The organism is Terriglobus sp. (genome assembly GCF_965201105.1).
In the GTDB taxonomy this organism is placed as follows: domain Bacteria; phylum Acidobacteriota; class Terriglobia; order Terriglobales; family Acidobacteriaceae; genus Terriglobus.
Window position 1 is genome coordinate 485,654 of record NZ_OZ241741.1, and the last position, 13,850, is coordinate 499,503.

The window sequence follows — 13,850 nt, forward strand, 5'->3', positions numbered from 1 at the left end:
CTTGGCCGCTAATGCCGGGCATGGCCTGTCCCGATCCCGCACCGCGTAAACCGCGCACTTCGGAGCCGGGCGCATCACCACAGCCGCCACCCGCAACCGCCGCCCACCCCACTGCTTTATCATTCGTTCATGCCAAGCATGGGCGATTCCATCTTCATCTTTCTGCTGGCGCTCATGCTCTTTGGACCCAAGAAGCTGCCGCAGCTGGCCCGCCAGCTCGGCAAACTCATGGCCGAGTTCCGCAAGGCCTCCAACGACTTCCGCATGCAGATGGAAGACGAGCTGCGCATCGAGGAGCAAAAAGAGCACCAGGCAAAGGTCGAAGCACTGCCGCCGCCCTCCAGCACGCCGGACCCGAACATCCCGAGCGATGAGCCGCCGCACCCTCACATGCCCGCGCCGGTGCCGGCCGACGAAACCGCCCCGGAGCCCATCGCCGAATCCGGTGACCTGAAGATGATGCCGCCTTCCAGCGGCCTGCCGGCGGAAAGTTCTGCCCGCGGCAAAACATACAGCGCCACCAACGGCCTGCCTGAACTGCCGGAGCACAGCATCGGAGCAGGTTTAAGCGAAGGCGACACCTCCATGGGTGCCGGTGCGTCCAGCGAAGAACCTGTCGCGGAGCTCGAGCCACCACCCGACCGCAGCCAGCCCGTGATGGCCGGCGAAGGCGAGCACGCCACCCACGTTTAACGAACGCACCACTCACCAGCCAAGCTCAGAACAGAAGCCCGCAACCATGCCAGACGTCATCGACAATGTAAAAACCGCCGTCTCCGACCGCGCCGAACTGCCCGGCATGTCGCTCATGGAGCACCTCGCGGAGCTTCGCTCGCGGCTCATCCACTCCGCCGTCGCTCTGGTGATCGGTTTCGCCATCGCCTACTACTTTCACGAGCAGCTTTTCGCGATCGTGCAGCGGCCCATGAACGAGCTGCACCTGGAACTAAACTTCACCCATCCGACCGACGGGTTGAACCTGTACCTGAAAACCTCGTTGTATGGCGGCGCCATCCTGGCCGCGCCGTACATCCTCTATCAGGTCTGGTTGTTCATCTCGCCCGGCCTCTACGAAAACGAGAAAAAGTATGTCTGGCCGTTCATGTTCACCACGGTCGGCCTGTTCCTTGCCGGCGCTTGGTTCGGCTACCGCTACGTGCTGAAGTCCGCGCTCAAAGTCCTGATCGGGGAGTTCGGCAAGCACTTTCACCCCATCATCACCATCGACGACTACACCGGCTTCTTTTCGGCCATCATCTTCGGTCTGGGCATCAGCTTTGAGCTGCCGATCGTCGTCTTCTTCCTTGCGCTGTTTGGCATCACCGATGCGAAGTTCCTCGTCAAGAACGCCCGCTACGCGATCCTGATCATTTTCATCATCGCGGCCATCATCTGCCCGCTGCCCGATCCGCTCAGCATGATCCTGTTCGCCATGCCCATGCTCGCGCTCTACGCCGTCAGCATCGGCGTCGCCTATATGGTCCACCCGGCACGCAAAAAGAAGCTCGCTTCGGCGTAGCCTTGCTGATTCAGGCTGGACGAATTTGTCATCTCGACCGAAGCACGTGTACTTCCTGCGCACCCCACAAACTTGTCATTTCGACCGGAGCAGGACAGCTTTATCGTCCTGCGCAGCGGACTTGGTGCTTGCACGGAAACCTGCATTTTGTCCCCATCGGCAACGCAGCCTCGGGCAAACTGCAGGTTTCCACTCGGCAGTAACAAACCGCCGCGCCTGTTGAAATCGCAAAGATCGAAGACCGCTGAGCATCCAACCCGTTAATGCCCGAGGCCAACCTCACCCACTGGATCGTCTTCCACGCCCTGCTGCTCCTTCTGCTCGGCGTCGAATACCTCCTGCTCCGCAAGCAATCCACGGCTCGCGCCTATAGCGCAACCGGGCTCTGGCTCGGCGGGGCCGTCCTGTTCGGCGCATACCTGTACGCCACGCTCGACCACCAGCTTTCCCAGGAATTCTTCGCCGGTTTCGCGCTCGAAGAATCGCTGTCGATCGACAACCTGTTCGTCTTCCTTCTGCTCTTTCAGAGCTTTCAGGTCCGGCCCGACAAGCAGCGCAGGGTGCTCTTCTGGGGCATTCTTGGCGCCGTCGTCATGCGCGCGGTTTTCATCGTGGCGGGTGTGGAACTGCTGAAACGCTTCGAGTGGGTCACGTACATCTTCGCCGTACTCTTGCTCATTGCCGCCTTGCGCCTGGTGCTGCCACAAAAGCACGACAAACCCACCAAGCCCCGCTGGCAGCAGTGGCTTGAAACGAAGGCGACCTTTTCCGACTCGCAGGACGGCTTCTTCGTAGAGCAGGACGGCCGGCGCGCCCCGACGGTTCTGGTACTTGCCCTCGCCGCCATTGCCGTCACGGATTTCGTCTTCGCACTCGACTCCATCCCGGCCGTGCTTTCGATCACGCGGCACACGTTTATCGCCTACACGTCCAACATTCTGGCCGTCATGGGCCTGCGCTCCCTCTTCTTCGTGCTCGCCCACGCGCTTGAGAAGTTGAAATACCTGCACTACGGTCTGGCCGCCGTTCTTGCCTTTGCGGCGATCAAGATGATCATTGCGCCCTGGTTTGAGTTCACGCCGCTGGCGTCGCTTTCCATCATCTTTGCCATGCTTCTGCTCACCATCCTGATCTCGCTCGCTATCCAGCACCAGCAGGACGGGCCCGAGGAGAAAGGCAAAGGGGCGCACTGAGCTCGTCCATGCTCCCGCTTGCTTACATTGCCGAGCTCTGGCGTTACCCGGTCAAAAGCATGCGTGGCGAGCAGGTGGACGCGCTTGAAGTGCAGCCGGACGGCATTGCGCACGACCGGCGCTATGCCTTCCTGAGCAGCGGCGCCCCGGCCGGCAAGCCTCGCCTGACGGGCCGCGAGCGGGCCGCGCTCTTGCGATATTCCGCTTCCGTTAGCGCTAACGGAACCGAAATCCGAACGCCGGAGGGCCGCCGGTTCCAGGTGCATGATCCCGCCCTCCTCACCTACTTCGAGCAGCACCTGCCGCACGGCAACCGAATCACGCTGGAGCACGACCCGGCCGCCGGACCCTACACCGACGTGCGCCCCATCGCGATTGTGTCGACGGAGACGCTGGCCATTCTGAACCGCACCTTTGGCCGCGCGGTCGACCCACGCCGCTTCCGGTCCAACCTGCTGATCACCTTTACCTCGGAAGCGAACAGGGAACTGACCGGCGGCAATCCGGACCTCTTTCCTGAAGATGCGGTCGCCGGCCATACTCTCCAACTCGGCGCCACCTGCCGGCTCCGCCTGCTGGAAAAGATTCCGCGCTGCCGGGTCGTCACTCTCGACCCCGACACGGTCGAGCCCGATCCCGCGCTGATGAAGCACCTGGACCGCCGCTATGGCGGCCGGCTCGGCATCTACGCCGCCGTGGTCACCTCGGGTCCTGTCCAGACCGGCGATGCCGTTGCGATGGCTTCCACTGAAGTGTGATTGTCTGCCCCATTCGGGGCAAAGCTGTATGGCCCATGCGACTGTTCCACGTGGAACAAAACGCCGTACACTGCGCGCCGCCACCTTTGGCTCGCATCTCTCGTCCAACCTCCTGATGCTCCGCGCACGTCTCCAAACGCTCGCACTCGCCGCCGTGACCCTGTCGCTGACCGCCGCGGCCCCGCTCGGCACACCGCTTCGTGCCCAGATTCACAGGGTCCAGAGATCCGAGCCCGTGACCCGCGCCGTGGCTGTTTATGAGTACTCTGGCGACCTGAAAAAGCCCACCTCTGCCCGCCTGATTCCCGTTTCTCTCTTCATTGGCGGTCACTTTGAGAATGCCGGATCGTACCTGGCCCGGCCGATCCCGTTTGCGCTCGACACCGGCAATATCTATGAGCTGCAGCACGCGGGCGAGCCGCTTGGTACCCTGGACCTTGCCTTTGCCAAGAACCTGCGCGGCTCAAGCGCAGAAGTGACCGTGCCGTTTGACGTGGCCTGGTTCGGTTACGGCCGCTTCTCGCCTGAGAAGGCCCCCAGCACCAGCACGGCCTCGAAGTCGCCTGCGCGCCACACCCAGCACGCCTACGCCGTGCAGGACGACGGCAAGCCGCACTTCGGAGGCACGCCCGCTGACTCGTCGCAAGCAAAGCCGCAAACGAGCAGTCGCAATCCGCGCGACACGACAGATGTAGACCCCGACGCCGACCGTACGCAGCGCGTCAGCCTGCCTGACGACAACCGCGACCCCAACGCGCCCAACGCGGACCGCCCCACCCTGCGCCGCCGCCCGGAGGACACCACCGGCGGGCCCAAGACCAAGCGCCCGAAGGAGACTGCCAGCGTCACTGCCGCCGGTGCCGGGCCGGACAAGGATCCGGATCGGCCCACCATGAAGCGCAAATCCGCCGGCGACTCGGAAGAGGACGTTCCGCCGGACCCGTCTGAGGTGAGCAGCACGAAGAGCGTGCACGGTTCCGCCGGTACGGTGAGCGCGGCCAGCACGGCTGCTGCCAGCGGCGTCATCGCGGACAACGGCCGGCCCGAACTGCGCCGCAACACCGCCGCGTCCGCCACCGCGCCCGCGGTCACGCAGGCTGCGTCCATGCCCGACCTGCAGAAGGTCGCCGCGCCCAGCCTGCCGCCGGATCTTCAGCTGACGGTCGCCGTCTCCGATCCGAAGAACCGCCCCACGCACGATTTCAGCACGCCCTTTGCCAGCGAAACGGAACGCGCTGCCGCCATGGGCGAGATGCGGACGCTGGCACTGGCCGTACTGCACGACCCGGCACTTGCGACGGACGCACCCGCCTTTGCTCCCGCAGGCGCGGCGAGGCCTGCCGCGCCGGTTGCTGCCGCCGCTCGAACACGCACCTCCGCGGCAGCGCATCGCACCTCCGCCGCTCGCAAGCCGACCGCTACCCTGCCGCGCAAACCGGCGAGTACCGCGACAATTGCAGGGAACACGCTCCAGAATGAGCAGATCGCGGCCTACACCCTCAGCTATAGCGCCCCGCTCACCTATGTCTACACCGCGCAAACCGCTCCGTCCGGGGCGTCACCAGTTCGCTTCGTCAGCGTTGTCGCCCAGCGCAATGCCGACGGCAAGCTCGACATTGGACTGCGCACCGTGACCGACACAGCGCACCTGGATCGCACGCCGCGCTACCGGCTGGTGGACGCGGTCGATGCGGACGCCTCAAACCGCGCCGACCTCCTATTCGAGCTGCGCAGTCAGGCGTCGCGGCAGTTCGCGTTGTACCGGTACCTGGGCCCCCGGCCGGATCAGGTATTCGTGAGCGACACGACGAAGTAGGTCGGAAGCAATGGAAAGGGCCGCAGCTCGGCTGCGGCCCCTTCGCCATCATGCAAAACGTAGCCGCTACTTGCCGGCGTTCTTCTCCGTGCTGATTTGATGGATCAGCGTGACCTCTGCCTCGCGGTACGGCTTGCCGTCCGGGTAGAAGACGTCGTGGAACCAGATTGGCGGCTCGCGGTCCGTGTAGGGGTGCTTCCAGCTATCCCACGGCAGGTTGGTCTGCTCCTTGCCCTCCACAAGTCCCCAGTTGATCGCGCCGACGTTGAATTTGGCGGCGATCGGCAAGCTCTCGTCAAAGGTCGATCCGTTGCCGCGGGCCATGTATTCCGTGCACAGGATCGGGCGGTCCAGCGGCTGCAGCGACTGAATGCGCGCGGTAAAGCTTTCCGGCCAGCCGTAGTTGTGGAAGCTCACGATGTCGCTCTCGGAAAGCTGAATCTTTTCCGTGGGAGTCCACTTTGCAGGGTCATTCCAGGTAGGCTCATCGTGCCATACGCCGCTGGTCAGGGGCTGGCTGGGTCCCACGGAGCGCGCCCATGCGAACGCCTCTGGCAGCATGGCATCCATCAGCGCCACCTTGTTCGGCAGGTTGTTTTTATAGTTGCCGCCGCCGTCGTTGTCCGGCTCGTTCCAAAGATCCCAGGCCAGGATGCGGTCATCCGCCGCGAAGTGGCCGACGACGCCCTTCACGTAGGCCTCGAAACGCTTGTGCTGTGTGGGATCGGCCAGCGCCAGGCCGGGGGACTGCACCCATCCGCTGTTATGAATGCCTGGCAACGGTGCGTGCTGCGACCCGAGCTTCGGATCGGGGTCCCAGCAGCTGTCGAACAGCACAAACACTGGTTTGATGCCGTGCCGCTTGCTGATCGCCAGAAACTGGTCCATGCGCTTCAGCAAACCTGCCGAGTCCTGCTGCCAAAGCAGGTCGTGCAGGAACACGCGCATGGTGGTCATGCCGATGTTCTGCGCCCAACCCAGTTCGGTGTCGATTTCCTGCGGATCAAACGTCGCGGCCTGCCACATCTCCAGTTCGTTGATCGCGTCCTTTGGCAGGTAGTTCGCGCCCAGTGGGTATGGTTCCTTCGCCATATATGCGGTGGCCTGCTCGGGCGTCCAGCGGGCGCGCGGGTGGCCGTCGGCCAGGACGGGGCCGGCACACAACAGGGCGGCGGTAAGGGCAAGTAAGAGTTTCTGCGCAAGACGGGGCAAGGGCGGTCTCCAGAACGGGCAGGATGTAAACGTTTACAGCGTACAACGCGCGGATAAGGAAAGTGAACGTCCGGCGCTTTTGCCCAAATGCCGCGACACCTTATAGCTGCCTTGACAGCGCATCCGCCAGCTTTTCTACTGATAAGTGAACATGCAGGACGCCGCAACAACTTTTCGCAGCCTGTGCGCGGAGCACGGCATCGCCGTGACCCACCAGCGCCAGGTGCTCTATGAAACCATGCAGAGCATGCACGGCCACCCCTCACCGGAGGAGGTGTATGCGGTGGTGAAGCAGCGCATCCCTTCCATCTCGCTGGCAACCGTGTACAAAAACATTCACCTGTTCGTCGGAAGCGGCGTCTTGCGCCAGCTTTCCATGCACCACGGCACGCTGCGGGTCGAGATGAACAGCCATCCGCACCACCACCTGGTTTGCAGCGTTTGCAAACGCATCCAGGACTGCGCGCCGGAAGATCTGGGCCTGCCCGCGCATGCCGAGCGCCTGCCCAACGGCTTTGCCGTGGAGCGGCTGAGCGTAGACGTGATCGGCCTGTGCGCGGATTGCCAGCGGCGGCCGAATTAGCCCCCGCCGAACTAGCCCCCGCCGAACTAGCCCCCGTCGAACAGCTCTCGCGCCCGTCCAAGGTCATATGCCCCGCCGCCTGCTCACGTTTCTCGCCGCCGCACCTTTGCTTGGCTTGCCGGGCCTTTGCGGTTGTGGCAGCTCGTTTTTTCAAAGCAACACCACGGCGCCCGGCTGCTCCAGTTTCTTTCATAGCCCATCCTGCGATTCATCCGGCGGAAGCGGTGGCGGCACCGGCGCGAGTAATTACGCGTTTGTGGTGAACAGCGGCGGCAGCACCGTTTCAGGCCTGGGCATCACCACAGCGGGTGCGCTCGCGGCGCTTTCCGGATCTCCGATCTCCATCACGTCCAGTCCGCCGACCGCCGCAGCCGTGACCCGCAACAACAGCTTTCTCTATGTCGGCAACGCCTCCCAGATCTTCGGCTACGCCATCTCCTCGGCGGGTGCGCTGACCGCACTGAACGGCGGCTCCGCGCTGGCCACCGTCAACGTGACCGACATGCAGGTGACACCCGACGGCAAATGGCTGATGGTGCTGGACAGCACCGGCGCGGCGATTGATCTATTTGCCATCAACAGCACCACCGGTGCGCTCGCCTCCGCGAACGGGGTCAACTTCACCTTTCCGGCCACGGGCACGGTGCCGTACCACCTCAGCATCAATCCAGCTGGCACAGCTGTCGCTGCCACCCTGGGTCTCGGCGGTCAGATTCTGTGGAGCTTCAACTCGTCCAACGGTGGTTTCACCGAGCTGTCGCGCACCGCGGCCGTGAACGCGCTCACCGCGGATCGCGGCCTTGCCTGGGACCAAAGCGGCAACTATCTGTTCCTGACGCGCACGGGAACGTCACAGGGGCTGATTGTGGAGTCGGTGGCCGCCAATGGTGCGCTGACGCCAACCACGACCGCGGTCTACAGCACTGGTGGTACCCCGACGAGCGTCGCTCTCGACAACACGGGCAAATACGTCTACGTCACCAACCAGGCGGACAGCACCATCACCGGGTATGCGATCGGCACAAACGAAGCGCTTACCCCGATCGCGGGATCGCCGTTCTCCTCCGGCATCGGTGCTACCTCCATCGGCATGGATTCCACCGGCAAATGGGTATTGGTCGCATCGACCGGCGGTTCACCCGACCTGACGCTCTACGGCTTCGACGCCAGCAACCCCGGCCGGCTCTACGTGGTCAGTTCCACGTCCACGGGGCTGAACGCGAATTTTGTGGCGCTGTCACACTGATTCCGCTCGGAGCTCGTCATACCTTCCTCAGCACCAACTCGACGCGACCGGGTCACGTATCCTTACGGTTGGACATGAACGCTTCCCGTCTTTCCGCCGCGCGTTGCGCCGCGTTTGCTTCCGTGCTGGCCGTGTTGCCGCTGACCGGCTGCCCCGGCATGAAGCCGAAAATTCTGACGCACTACGTGTACGTCACCGCGAAATCGACGTTTCTGCGCGACCGCATCGCTGCCGTATCAAATCGCACCGGCAACGTCAGCAACGGGCAGCGGCTTGAGATTCTGCAGTCGAACAAGCGCTTTTACCAGGTGCGAACCGACAAGGGCGAGGTCGGCTGGATTGACGAAAAGGCGGTTGCGACCGAGGCCGTCTCCAAAGCGTTTGATGATCTGAATGAGCAGCACGCGAAAGACGTTCCCGTGGCCAGTGGCGTGGTGCGCGACGACGTGTACCTGCACACCAAACCCGGTCGCGAGACCGACAAGCTTTACCGGCTGGACGAGGCCGACAAGCTGAAGCTGTTGGCGCGCGCCAGCACGCTAAAGCCGCAGCCCCCGGGCATACCGCTGCCCACCGCGGCCGCTCTCCCGGCGACCGGCAAAGGCAAGGGCAGGGCAGCCGCTGTTCCGGCCGCGCCGGCCGCGCCAGAGCCGCCGCCCATGGAGGACTGGTGGCTGGTTCGCGACACCCACGGCCACACCGGCTGGATGCTGAGCCGCATGCTCGACGTGGACGTGCCCGACTCGGTCGCCCGCTACGCCGAAAACCAGCGCATCGTCGGGGCCTATGTGCTGAACGTGGTCAATGACCCGGAGATCGAGGGCGCCAGCAAGGACGCGCCAAACTACGTGGTTGTGCTGAGTCCATACAAGGCCGGCCTGCCCTATGACTTCAATCAGCTGCGCGTCTTCTATTGGAACCTGAAGCACCACCGCTACGAAGGCGCAAACCGCGACCGCAACATTCTGGGCTACCTGCCCGTAAAGATCGGCGTTGACCCGGGCACGATTAACCCGCAGAAGGGATCGCCGTTTGCCGGCCCCGCGCCCAGCTACAGCTATACCGTGCTCGCCGCGGGCGCGCCCCTGCCGCAGCCCAACCCGCAGACCGGCATGTGGACCCCGCCGAAGAGCCAACTTCTGACCAAGACGTATCGCCTGGAAGGGAATAACACCCGCCGCGTCCTGGCTCCGGGTGTAACGCCGCCGCAGGAAGCGCAGTTGGCGCCGGAAGAGAAGAAAGAGAAGAAAGGTAAGAAGCGTTAGGCCAAAGGACGGGCGAGGTTTGGAGGCGAAACGACCTTCGCTGCACTACTTGATGCGTGCGGAAAGTTCGTTGACTCGACCTTCGAGCTGCTTACCGCTGCCGTAAAACTCCCGCAGATCCGCGTCTACCCGATCCAGGCGAGCTTCGATACGATCCAGCCTTGAATCCGCTCTGTCCAGACGTTTATTCACTGCATCGAATTGCCTGTTCATTTCGGATTTGGTATCGCCGAACTGCCGGTTTGTGTCGGCTTTCAATTTGCTGAAATCGCGACGATTAAGCCAAATGCCGGCGAACAAGCCGATCACAAGAACGACGGTGGGAATGTACTCGTGCATGCGGCTCCTTTGGCGGGATGGTAGCAGGCACTCCGCCCTCTGTGACAGACGCAGCTTGCCAAAGCTCCTCTGACCTGTTCAACATGGGAGGCCGATGCTGACACGCCGCCGCCTGTTGCAATCCGCTGCCTTTGCCGGCGCCGCTGCTCCACTCTCGCGTATTGCGTTCGCGCTTACGGAACCGTTCCCGCCGCAGCAGGAGATCGATACCGACCCGCTGCGCCCGTGCTACCACCTGATGCCGCGGCGTGGGTGGATGAACGACCCTTGCGCGCCGGTCTATTTCGACGGCCGTTACCACATGTTCTTTCAGTACAACCCGGGCGCCAGCGTGTGGGGCGACATGCACTGGGCGCACGCCGTGAGCGCCGATATGGTGCACTGGACCGAGCGGCCTATTGCTCTGGCGCCGACGACCGGCGGCCCTGACAGCTATGGCGTCTTTACCGGCAGCATGATTGTGGACGAGGGCATTCCGAAAATCGTCTATACCTGCGTTTCGCCTTCGACGGCGGAACTGTCGACGCTGAGCTATTCAAATCCACCGGAGCGCGAGCAGCAGTGCCTCGCTACGCCGACGAACGTGTTTGCAAAGGATGCCGACGCGAAGCTCGACACATGGCAAAAGCAGGGCGTCGTCGTGCCGTCGCCGGCCGCCGGCATGCACGTGACCGGCTTTCGCGACCCCACGCCGTGGCGCGAGGCCGACGGCTGGTACATGCTGCTGGCCAGCGGCGAATACAAGAAGGGCGGCAATGTGCTGCTCTACAAATCGGCCGACCTGAAGCAGTGGAAGTTTGTGAAGGTGTTTGCGCAGGGCAAGTGGACCGGCTCGGACGAGAAGGACACGGTCAACACAGGTGAGATGTGGGAATGCCCCGACTTTTTCCCGCTCGGGGCCAGGCACGTGCTGATCCACTCGACCGGAACGGCGGACGGGCGCAAGACGCTTTGGCAGGTGGGCACGCTGGACAAGTCCACCATGACGTGGACGCCAGAGGCCGAGGGCATCCTGAACCATGGGCCGTACTACGCGCCCAAGTCGCAGCTGGATGCGGCGGGGAACCGCATTCTGTGGGGCTGGATTCCCGAGGACCGGCCCGAGGCGGAGTTTGCCAAGGCCGGCTGGGCGGGCTGCATGAGCCTGCCGCGCGTCGTCACGCTGGAATCCGGCCAACTCCGCTTCCGGCCCGCGCGGGAGGTCAGCGCGCTGCGCAGCGGGGCTGCCGTTCCGAACATGAGCGACCTACGCGGCTCCGCGCTGTTTCAGAACCAGATGGACATTGCCGTTGCGAAGGGCTCGCCGGCGCATACGCCGCCCGGCGTCGCGAACGCGGTGCTGATCGTGGCTCGCGGTGACGGCGCGCTGCGCTGGGGCGGAAAAGAGATCCCGCTCAGCCAGCCGCTGCCGGACCGCTTCACCGTCCACGCTTTCGTGGATCACTCCGTCGTGGAGGTCTTTTTGGGCGACCGCGCGGCGCTGACCGCGCGCGTGTATGGCAAGGACTCACCGGCGACGCTGGTGCTACCCGCCGGGTATGTTATCGAGGGTGTTCAGGGCTATGCGATGAGCGGGAGTTCTTAAAGAGAAGCGGTGATTGAAGCCTTAGCTGAATGCAGGTTTCTCCGCTACGCAGGACGGTAAAGCTGTCCTGCTCCGGTCGAAATGACAAGGCATTTACCTGGCCCGAGCGAGTACCTGGGCCTGCGCGAGTACCTGGGCTTGCGCGAGTTGGAGTAGCTGGACAGGCGACTCGATCTAGACCAGACCGGCGCGCAAGAGGTCGTGGATGTGCAGGATGCCGACCGGGCGGCTGTCTTCCAGCACGAACAGGCTGGTGATGCGGCGGTCGTTCATCTCGGCCAGCGCGGCTGTCGCGAGCGTAAGCGCTGACGTGGTGCACGGGTTGGCGGTCATGGCATCGCGGGCGGGACGGTCGTGCATGCCGGCGGCAAAGGCGCGGCGCAGGTCGCCGTCGGTCAGGATGCCGAGCAGATCGCCGTTCGCGTCAAGCAGGCCGGTCACGCCGAAGCGGCCGCTGGTCATGCGTACGATGGCCTCGCTCAGGCTTACGTTAGCGCTAACGATGGGGATTTCCGCACCCGTGTGCATCAGGTCGCGGACCCGCAGAAGGCGGCTGCCCAGCTTGCCGCCGGGGTGGTAGTCGCGAAAGTCGTCCGCCGTGAAGCCGGAGCGACCGAGCAGCGCCACCGCGAGCGCGTCGCCCAGCGCCAGTTGCATGGTCGTGCTGGTGGTCGGGGCGAGAGAATCGGGGCATGCCTCGTCCGCTTCCGGCAGCGCTAACGTAAGATCCGCGGCACGGCCCAGCGTGGATTCAGGGCAGGCCGTGGCGGCGATCAGCGGGACGCGAAAGCGGCGGGTGTAGGCGAGCAGGTCGGCCAACTCGCCCGATTCGCCCGACCATGAGAGGGCGTAAACCGCGTCTTCGGGCCGGACGGTGCCCAAGTCGCCGTGGCTGGCGTCCGCAGGGTGCAGGAAGTGGGCGGGCCTGCCGGTGGAGGCAAAGGTTCCGGCCAGCTTGCGGGCGATATGGCCGCTCTTGCCGACGCCCGTGACCAGGATGCGGCCGGTGGTCTTTGCGAGCGTGTCGACGGCCTGCGTGAAGACGTTGCCGAGTGGACCGTGTAGGGCGTCGCGCAGTTGTTGGAGGCCGCTGAGCTCCAGGGAGATGGTGTTCAGGGCTGAATTAAGGTCTGCGTTCACCTGAATGCCTTGGCGAGCTGGTCCGAAAGCGTTTGAGGCGTTCAGGATTACACCTCGTCCGGGTCTTTGCGGATGTAGCGCATCGGCTCGGCTTCGACCTGGTATGAGGTAGCAGCCACCTGATAGCCGCCCGGCGGCGGGTCTGGAACGGGGCCGAGTGGCTGGATCGGGGCAGCCGGCATCAGCGGTGGCAGACCCTGCGGCAGGGAAGCACCTTTTGCGAGCCGGTCAAAGGCGATCAGGTTGCGCAGAACCGCTTCCATTTGTGACAGCGGCAGCATGTTCGGTCCGTCGGACGGTGCGTGGTCCGGGTCGGGATGCGTTTCGATAAAAACACCGGCCACGCCCACCGCGACCGCCGCGCGTGCCAGCACGGGCACGAACTCGCGCTGGCCGCCGGTGGCGCCACCAAGACCGCCGGGCTGCTGCACGGAGTGGGTCGCGTCAAAGATGACTGGCAAGCCGGTGCTCGCGGCCATGATCGGCAAGGCCCGCATGTCGCTGACCAGCGTGTTGTAGCCGAAGCTGGTGCCACGCTCGGTCAGAAGCACGCCACCCGGAGCTCCGGCCAGTTTGGCGGCTACGTTGGTCATGTCCCCCGGCGAAAGGAACTGGCCCTTTTTCACGTTTACGGTGCGACCTGTTGCGGCGGCGGCATGCAGCAGGTCGGTTTGCCGGCAGAGAAATGCGGGAATCTGCAGCACGTCAACCGCCTGCGCCACGGGCGCGCATTGCCAGGTCTCGTGCACGTCGGTCAGCACTGGAATGCCGAGGCTGCCCCGGATCTCCGCAAAGATGGGAAGTGCCTGGTCGAACCCGATGCCGCGCTGCGCCGCGCCGCTGGTGCGGTTCGCTTTGTCGAAGCTGGATTTATAAACCAGGGCAATGCCAACGCGTGCGGCGATCTCACGCAAGGCGTGTGCCGTTTCCAGCGCATGCTGGCGCGACTCCATCTGGCACGGCCCGGCGATCAGCGCAAGCGGGCCATTGTTCGCAAAGACGACGTTGCCGACCTGGACTGCGCGTTGCTGCATGAGGGCTATGTTAGCTGGGCCGCCGCTACGTTGCCGATGACCGGTTGAACTCGAGCCGGACGCGGCATCACTCCGGTGAACCAGTTCTGACGATGGGACGTTGCGGCGCGCGACCCGGCGTGTGGACGTACCGCCACCAAAGCGGTGCCGTCAGTACGAG

General features: G+C 64.1%; 12 protein-coding genes and 1 pseudogene. 9 read left to right on the forward strand and 4 right to left on the reverse strand.

Features of this window, described 5'->3' with window-relative positions:
* Positions 1-138: 138 nt before the first annotated feature.
* From ACOFKT_RS02090 to ACOFKT_RS02110, 5 genes are all read left to right on the forward strand, one after another.
* Complete coding sequence (locus ACOFKT_RS02090) at positions 139-693, forward strand: twin-arginine translocase TatA/TatE family subunit (RefSeq protein WP_419805783.1); 555 nt, start codon at positions 139-141, stop codon at positions 691-693.
* A gap of 46 nt (positions 694-739) precedes the next feature.
* Positions 740-1,519: a twin-arginine translocase subunit TatC gene (gene tatC, locus ACOFKT_RS02095; protein ID WP_419805784.1), complete on the forward strand. Its 780-nt coding sequence runs from the start codon at positions 740-742 to the stop codon at positions 1,517-1,519.
* Between the two features lie 263 nt (positions 1,520-1,782).
* The gene (locus tag ACOFKT_RS02100; protein ID WP_419805785.1) at positions 1,783-2,712 is read left to right on the forward strand and encodes a TerC/Alx family metal homeostasis membrane protein; all 930 of its coding nucleotides are present in this window, start codon (positions 1,783-1,785) and stop codon (positions 2,710-2,712) included.
* Between the two features lie 8 nt (positions 2,713-2,720).
* Positions 2,721-3,470 carry an MOSC domain-containing protein gene (locus ACOFKT_RS02105; protein ID WP_419805786.1) on the forward strand — a complete coding sequence of 250 codons (750 nt, stop codon included), beginning with the start codon at positions 2,721-2,723 and terminating at the stop codon, positions 3,468-3,470.
* Between the two features lie 115 nt (positions 3,471-3,585).
* Complete coding sequence (locus ACOFKT_RS02110; RefSeq protein WP_419805787.1) at positions 3,586-5,286, forward strand: hypothetical protein; 1,701 nt, start codon at positions 3,586-3,588, stop codon at positions 5,284-5,286.
* A 66-nt stretch (positions 5,287-5,352) separates the two neighbouring features.
* On the opposite strand, the gene ACOFKT_RS02115 is transcribed toward ACOFKT_RS02110, so the two are convergent.
* Entirely contained in the window at positions 5,353-6,498 is a 1,146-nt protein-coding gene (locus ACOFKT_RS02115) for a cellulase family glycosylhydrolase (RefSeq protein ID WP_419805788.1), read from the reverse strand.
* Positions 6,499-6,649: 151 nt separating this feature from the next.
* Here ACOFKT_RS02115 and ACOFKT_RS02120 point away from each other — a divergent pair, with 151 nt between their 5' ends.
* The 3 genes from ACOFKT_RS02120 to ACOFKT_RS02130 all read left to right on the forward strand — a co-directional run bounded on the left by ACOFKT_RS02120 (position 6,650) and on the right by ACOFKT_RS02130 (position 9,592).
* Positions 6,650-7,081, forward strand: coding sequence for a Fur family transcriptional regulator (locus ACOFKT_RS02120; RefSeq protein WP_419805789.1), 432 nt, complete (start codon positions 6,650-6,652; stop codon positions 7,079-7,081).
* Positions 7,082-7,148: 67 nt separating this feature from the next.
* Positions 7,149-8,327 (forward strand): lactonase family protein, encoded by a 1,179-nt coding sequence (locus ACOFKT_RS02125; RefSeq protein WP_419805790.1) that lies wholly within the window; start codon positions 7,149-7,151, stop codon positions 8,325-8,327.
* 74 nt (positions 8,328-8,401) lie between these two features.
* The gene (locus ACOFKT_RS02130; protein ID WP_419805791.1) at positions 8,402-9,592 is read left to right on the forward strand and encodes an SH3 domain-containing protein; all 1,191 of its coding nucleotides are present in this window, start codon (positions 8,402-8,404) and stop codon (positions 9,590-9,592) included.
* A 45-nt stretch (positions 9,593-9,637) separates the two neighbouring features.
* Here the strand turns inward: ACOFKT_RS02130 and ACOFKT_RS02135 are convergent, their stop codons facing one another.
* The gene (locus tag ACOFKT_RS02135; protein WP_419805792.1) at positions 9,638-9,931 is read right to left on the reverse strand and encodes a hypothetical protein; all 294 of its coding nucleotides are present in this window, start codon (positions 9,929-9,931) and stop codon (positions 9,638-9,640) included.
* Between the two features lie 94 nt (positions 9,932-10,025).
* On the opposite strand from ACOFKT_RS02135, the gene ACOFKT_RS02140 reads away from it, so the two are divergent.
* Positions 10,026-11,516: a glycoside hydrolase family 32 protein gene (locus tag ACOFKT_RS02140; protein WP_419805793.1), complete on the forward strand. Its 1,491-nt coding sequence runs from the start codon at positions 10,026-10,028 to the stop codon at positions 11,514-11,516.
* 174 nt (positions 11,517-11,690) lie between these two features.
* On the opposite strand, the gene ACOFKT_RS02145 is transcribed toward ACOFKT_RS02140, so the two are convergent.
* Both ACOFKT_RS02145 and kdsA read right to left on the reverse strand, forming a co-directional pair.
* Positions 11,691-12,656 carry a KpsF/GutQ family sugar-phosphate isomerase gene (locus ACOFKT_RS02145; protein WP_419805794.1) on the reverse strand — a complete coding sequence of 322 codons (966 nt, stop codon included), beginning with the start codon at positions 12,654-12,656 and terminating at the stop codon, positions 11,691-11,693.
* 215 nt (positions 12,657-12,871) lie between these two features.
* Positions 12,872-13,690, reverse strand: a pseudogene (gene kdsA, locus ACOFKT_RS02150) (3-deoxy-8-phosphooctulonate synthase); the annotation flags it as partial.
* Positions 13,691-13,850 lie beyond the last annotated feature (160 nt).

What these genes read in the sequence shown, in the direction of transcription:
- ACOFKT_RS02090 (WP_419805783.1), top strand. Translation starts at nt 139, where the DNA reads ATGGGCGATTCCATCTTCATCTTTCTGCTGGCGCTCATGCTCTTTGGA.
- tatC (WP_419805784.1), top strand. Translation starts at nt 740, where the DNA reads ATGCCAGACGTCATCGACAATGTAAAAACCGCCGTCTCCGACCGCGCC.
- ACOFKT_RS02100 (WP_419805785.1), top strand. Translation starts at nt 1,783, where the DNA reads ATGCCCGAGGCCAACCTCACCCACTGGATCGTCTTCCACGCCCTGCTG.
- ACOFKT_RS02105 (WP_419805786.1), top strand. Translation starts at nt 2,721, where the DNA reads ATGCTCCCGCTTGCTTACATTGCCGAGCTCTGGCGTTACCCGGTCAAA.
- ACOFKT_RS02110 (WP_419805787.1), top strand. Translation starts at nt 3,586, where the DNA reads ATGCTCCGCGCACGTCTCCAAACGCTCGCACTCGCCGCCGTGACCCTG.
- ACOFKT_RS02120 (WP_419805789.1), top strand. Translation starts at nt 6,650, where the DNA reads ATGCAGGACGCCGCAACAACTTTTCGCAGCCTGTGCGCGGAGCACGGC.
- ACOFKT_RS02125 (WP_419805790.1), top strand. Translation starts at nt 7,149, where the DNA reads ATGCCCCGCCGCCTGCTCACGTTTCTCGCCGCCGCACCTTTGCTTGGC.
- ACOFKT_RS02130 (WP_419805791.1), top strand. Translation starts at nt 8,402, where the DNA reads ATGAACGCTTCCCGTCTTTCCGCCGCGCGTTGCGCCGCGTTTGCTTCC.
- ACOFKT_RS02135 (WP_419805792.1), bottom strand. Translation starts at nt 9,931, where the DNA reads ATGCACGAGTACATTCCCACCGTCGTTCTTGTGATCGGCTTGTTCGCC.
- ACOFKT_RS02140 (WP_419805793.1), top strand. Translation starts at nt 10,026, where the DNA reads ATGCTGACACGCCGCCGCCTGTTGCAATCCGCTGCCTTTGCCGGCGCC.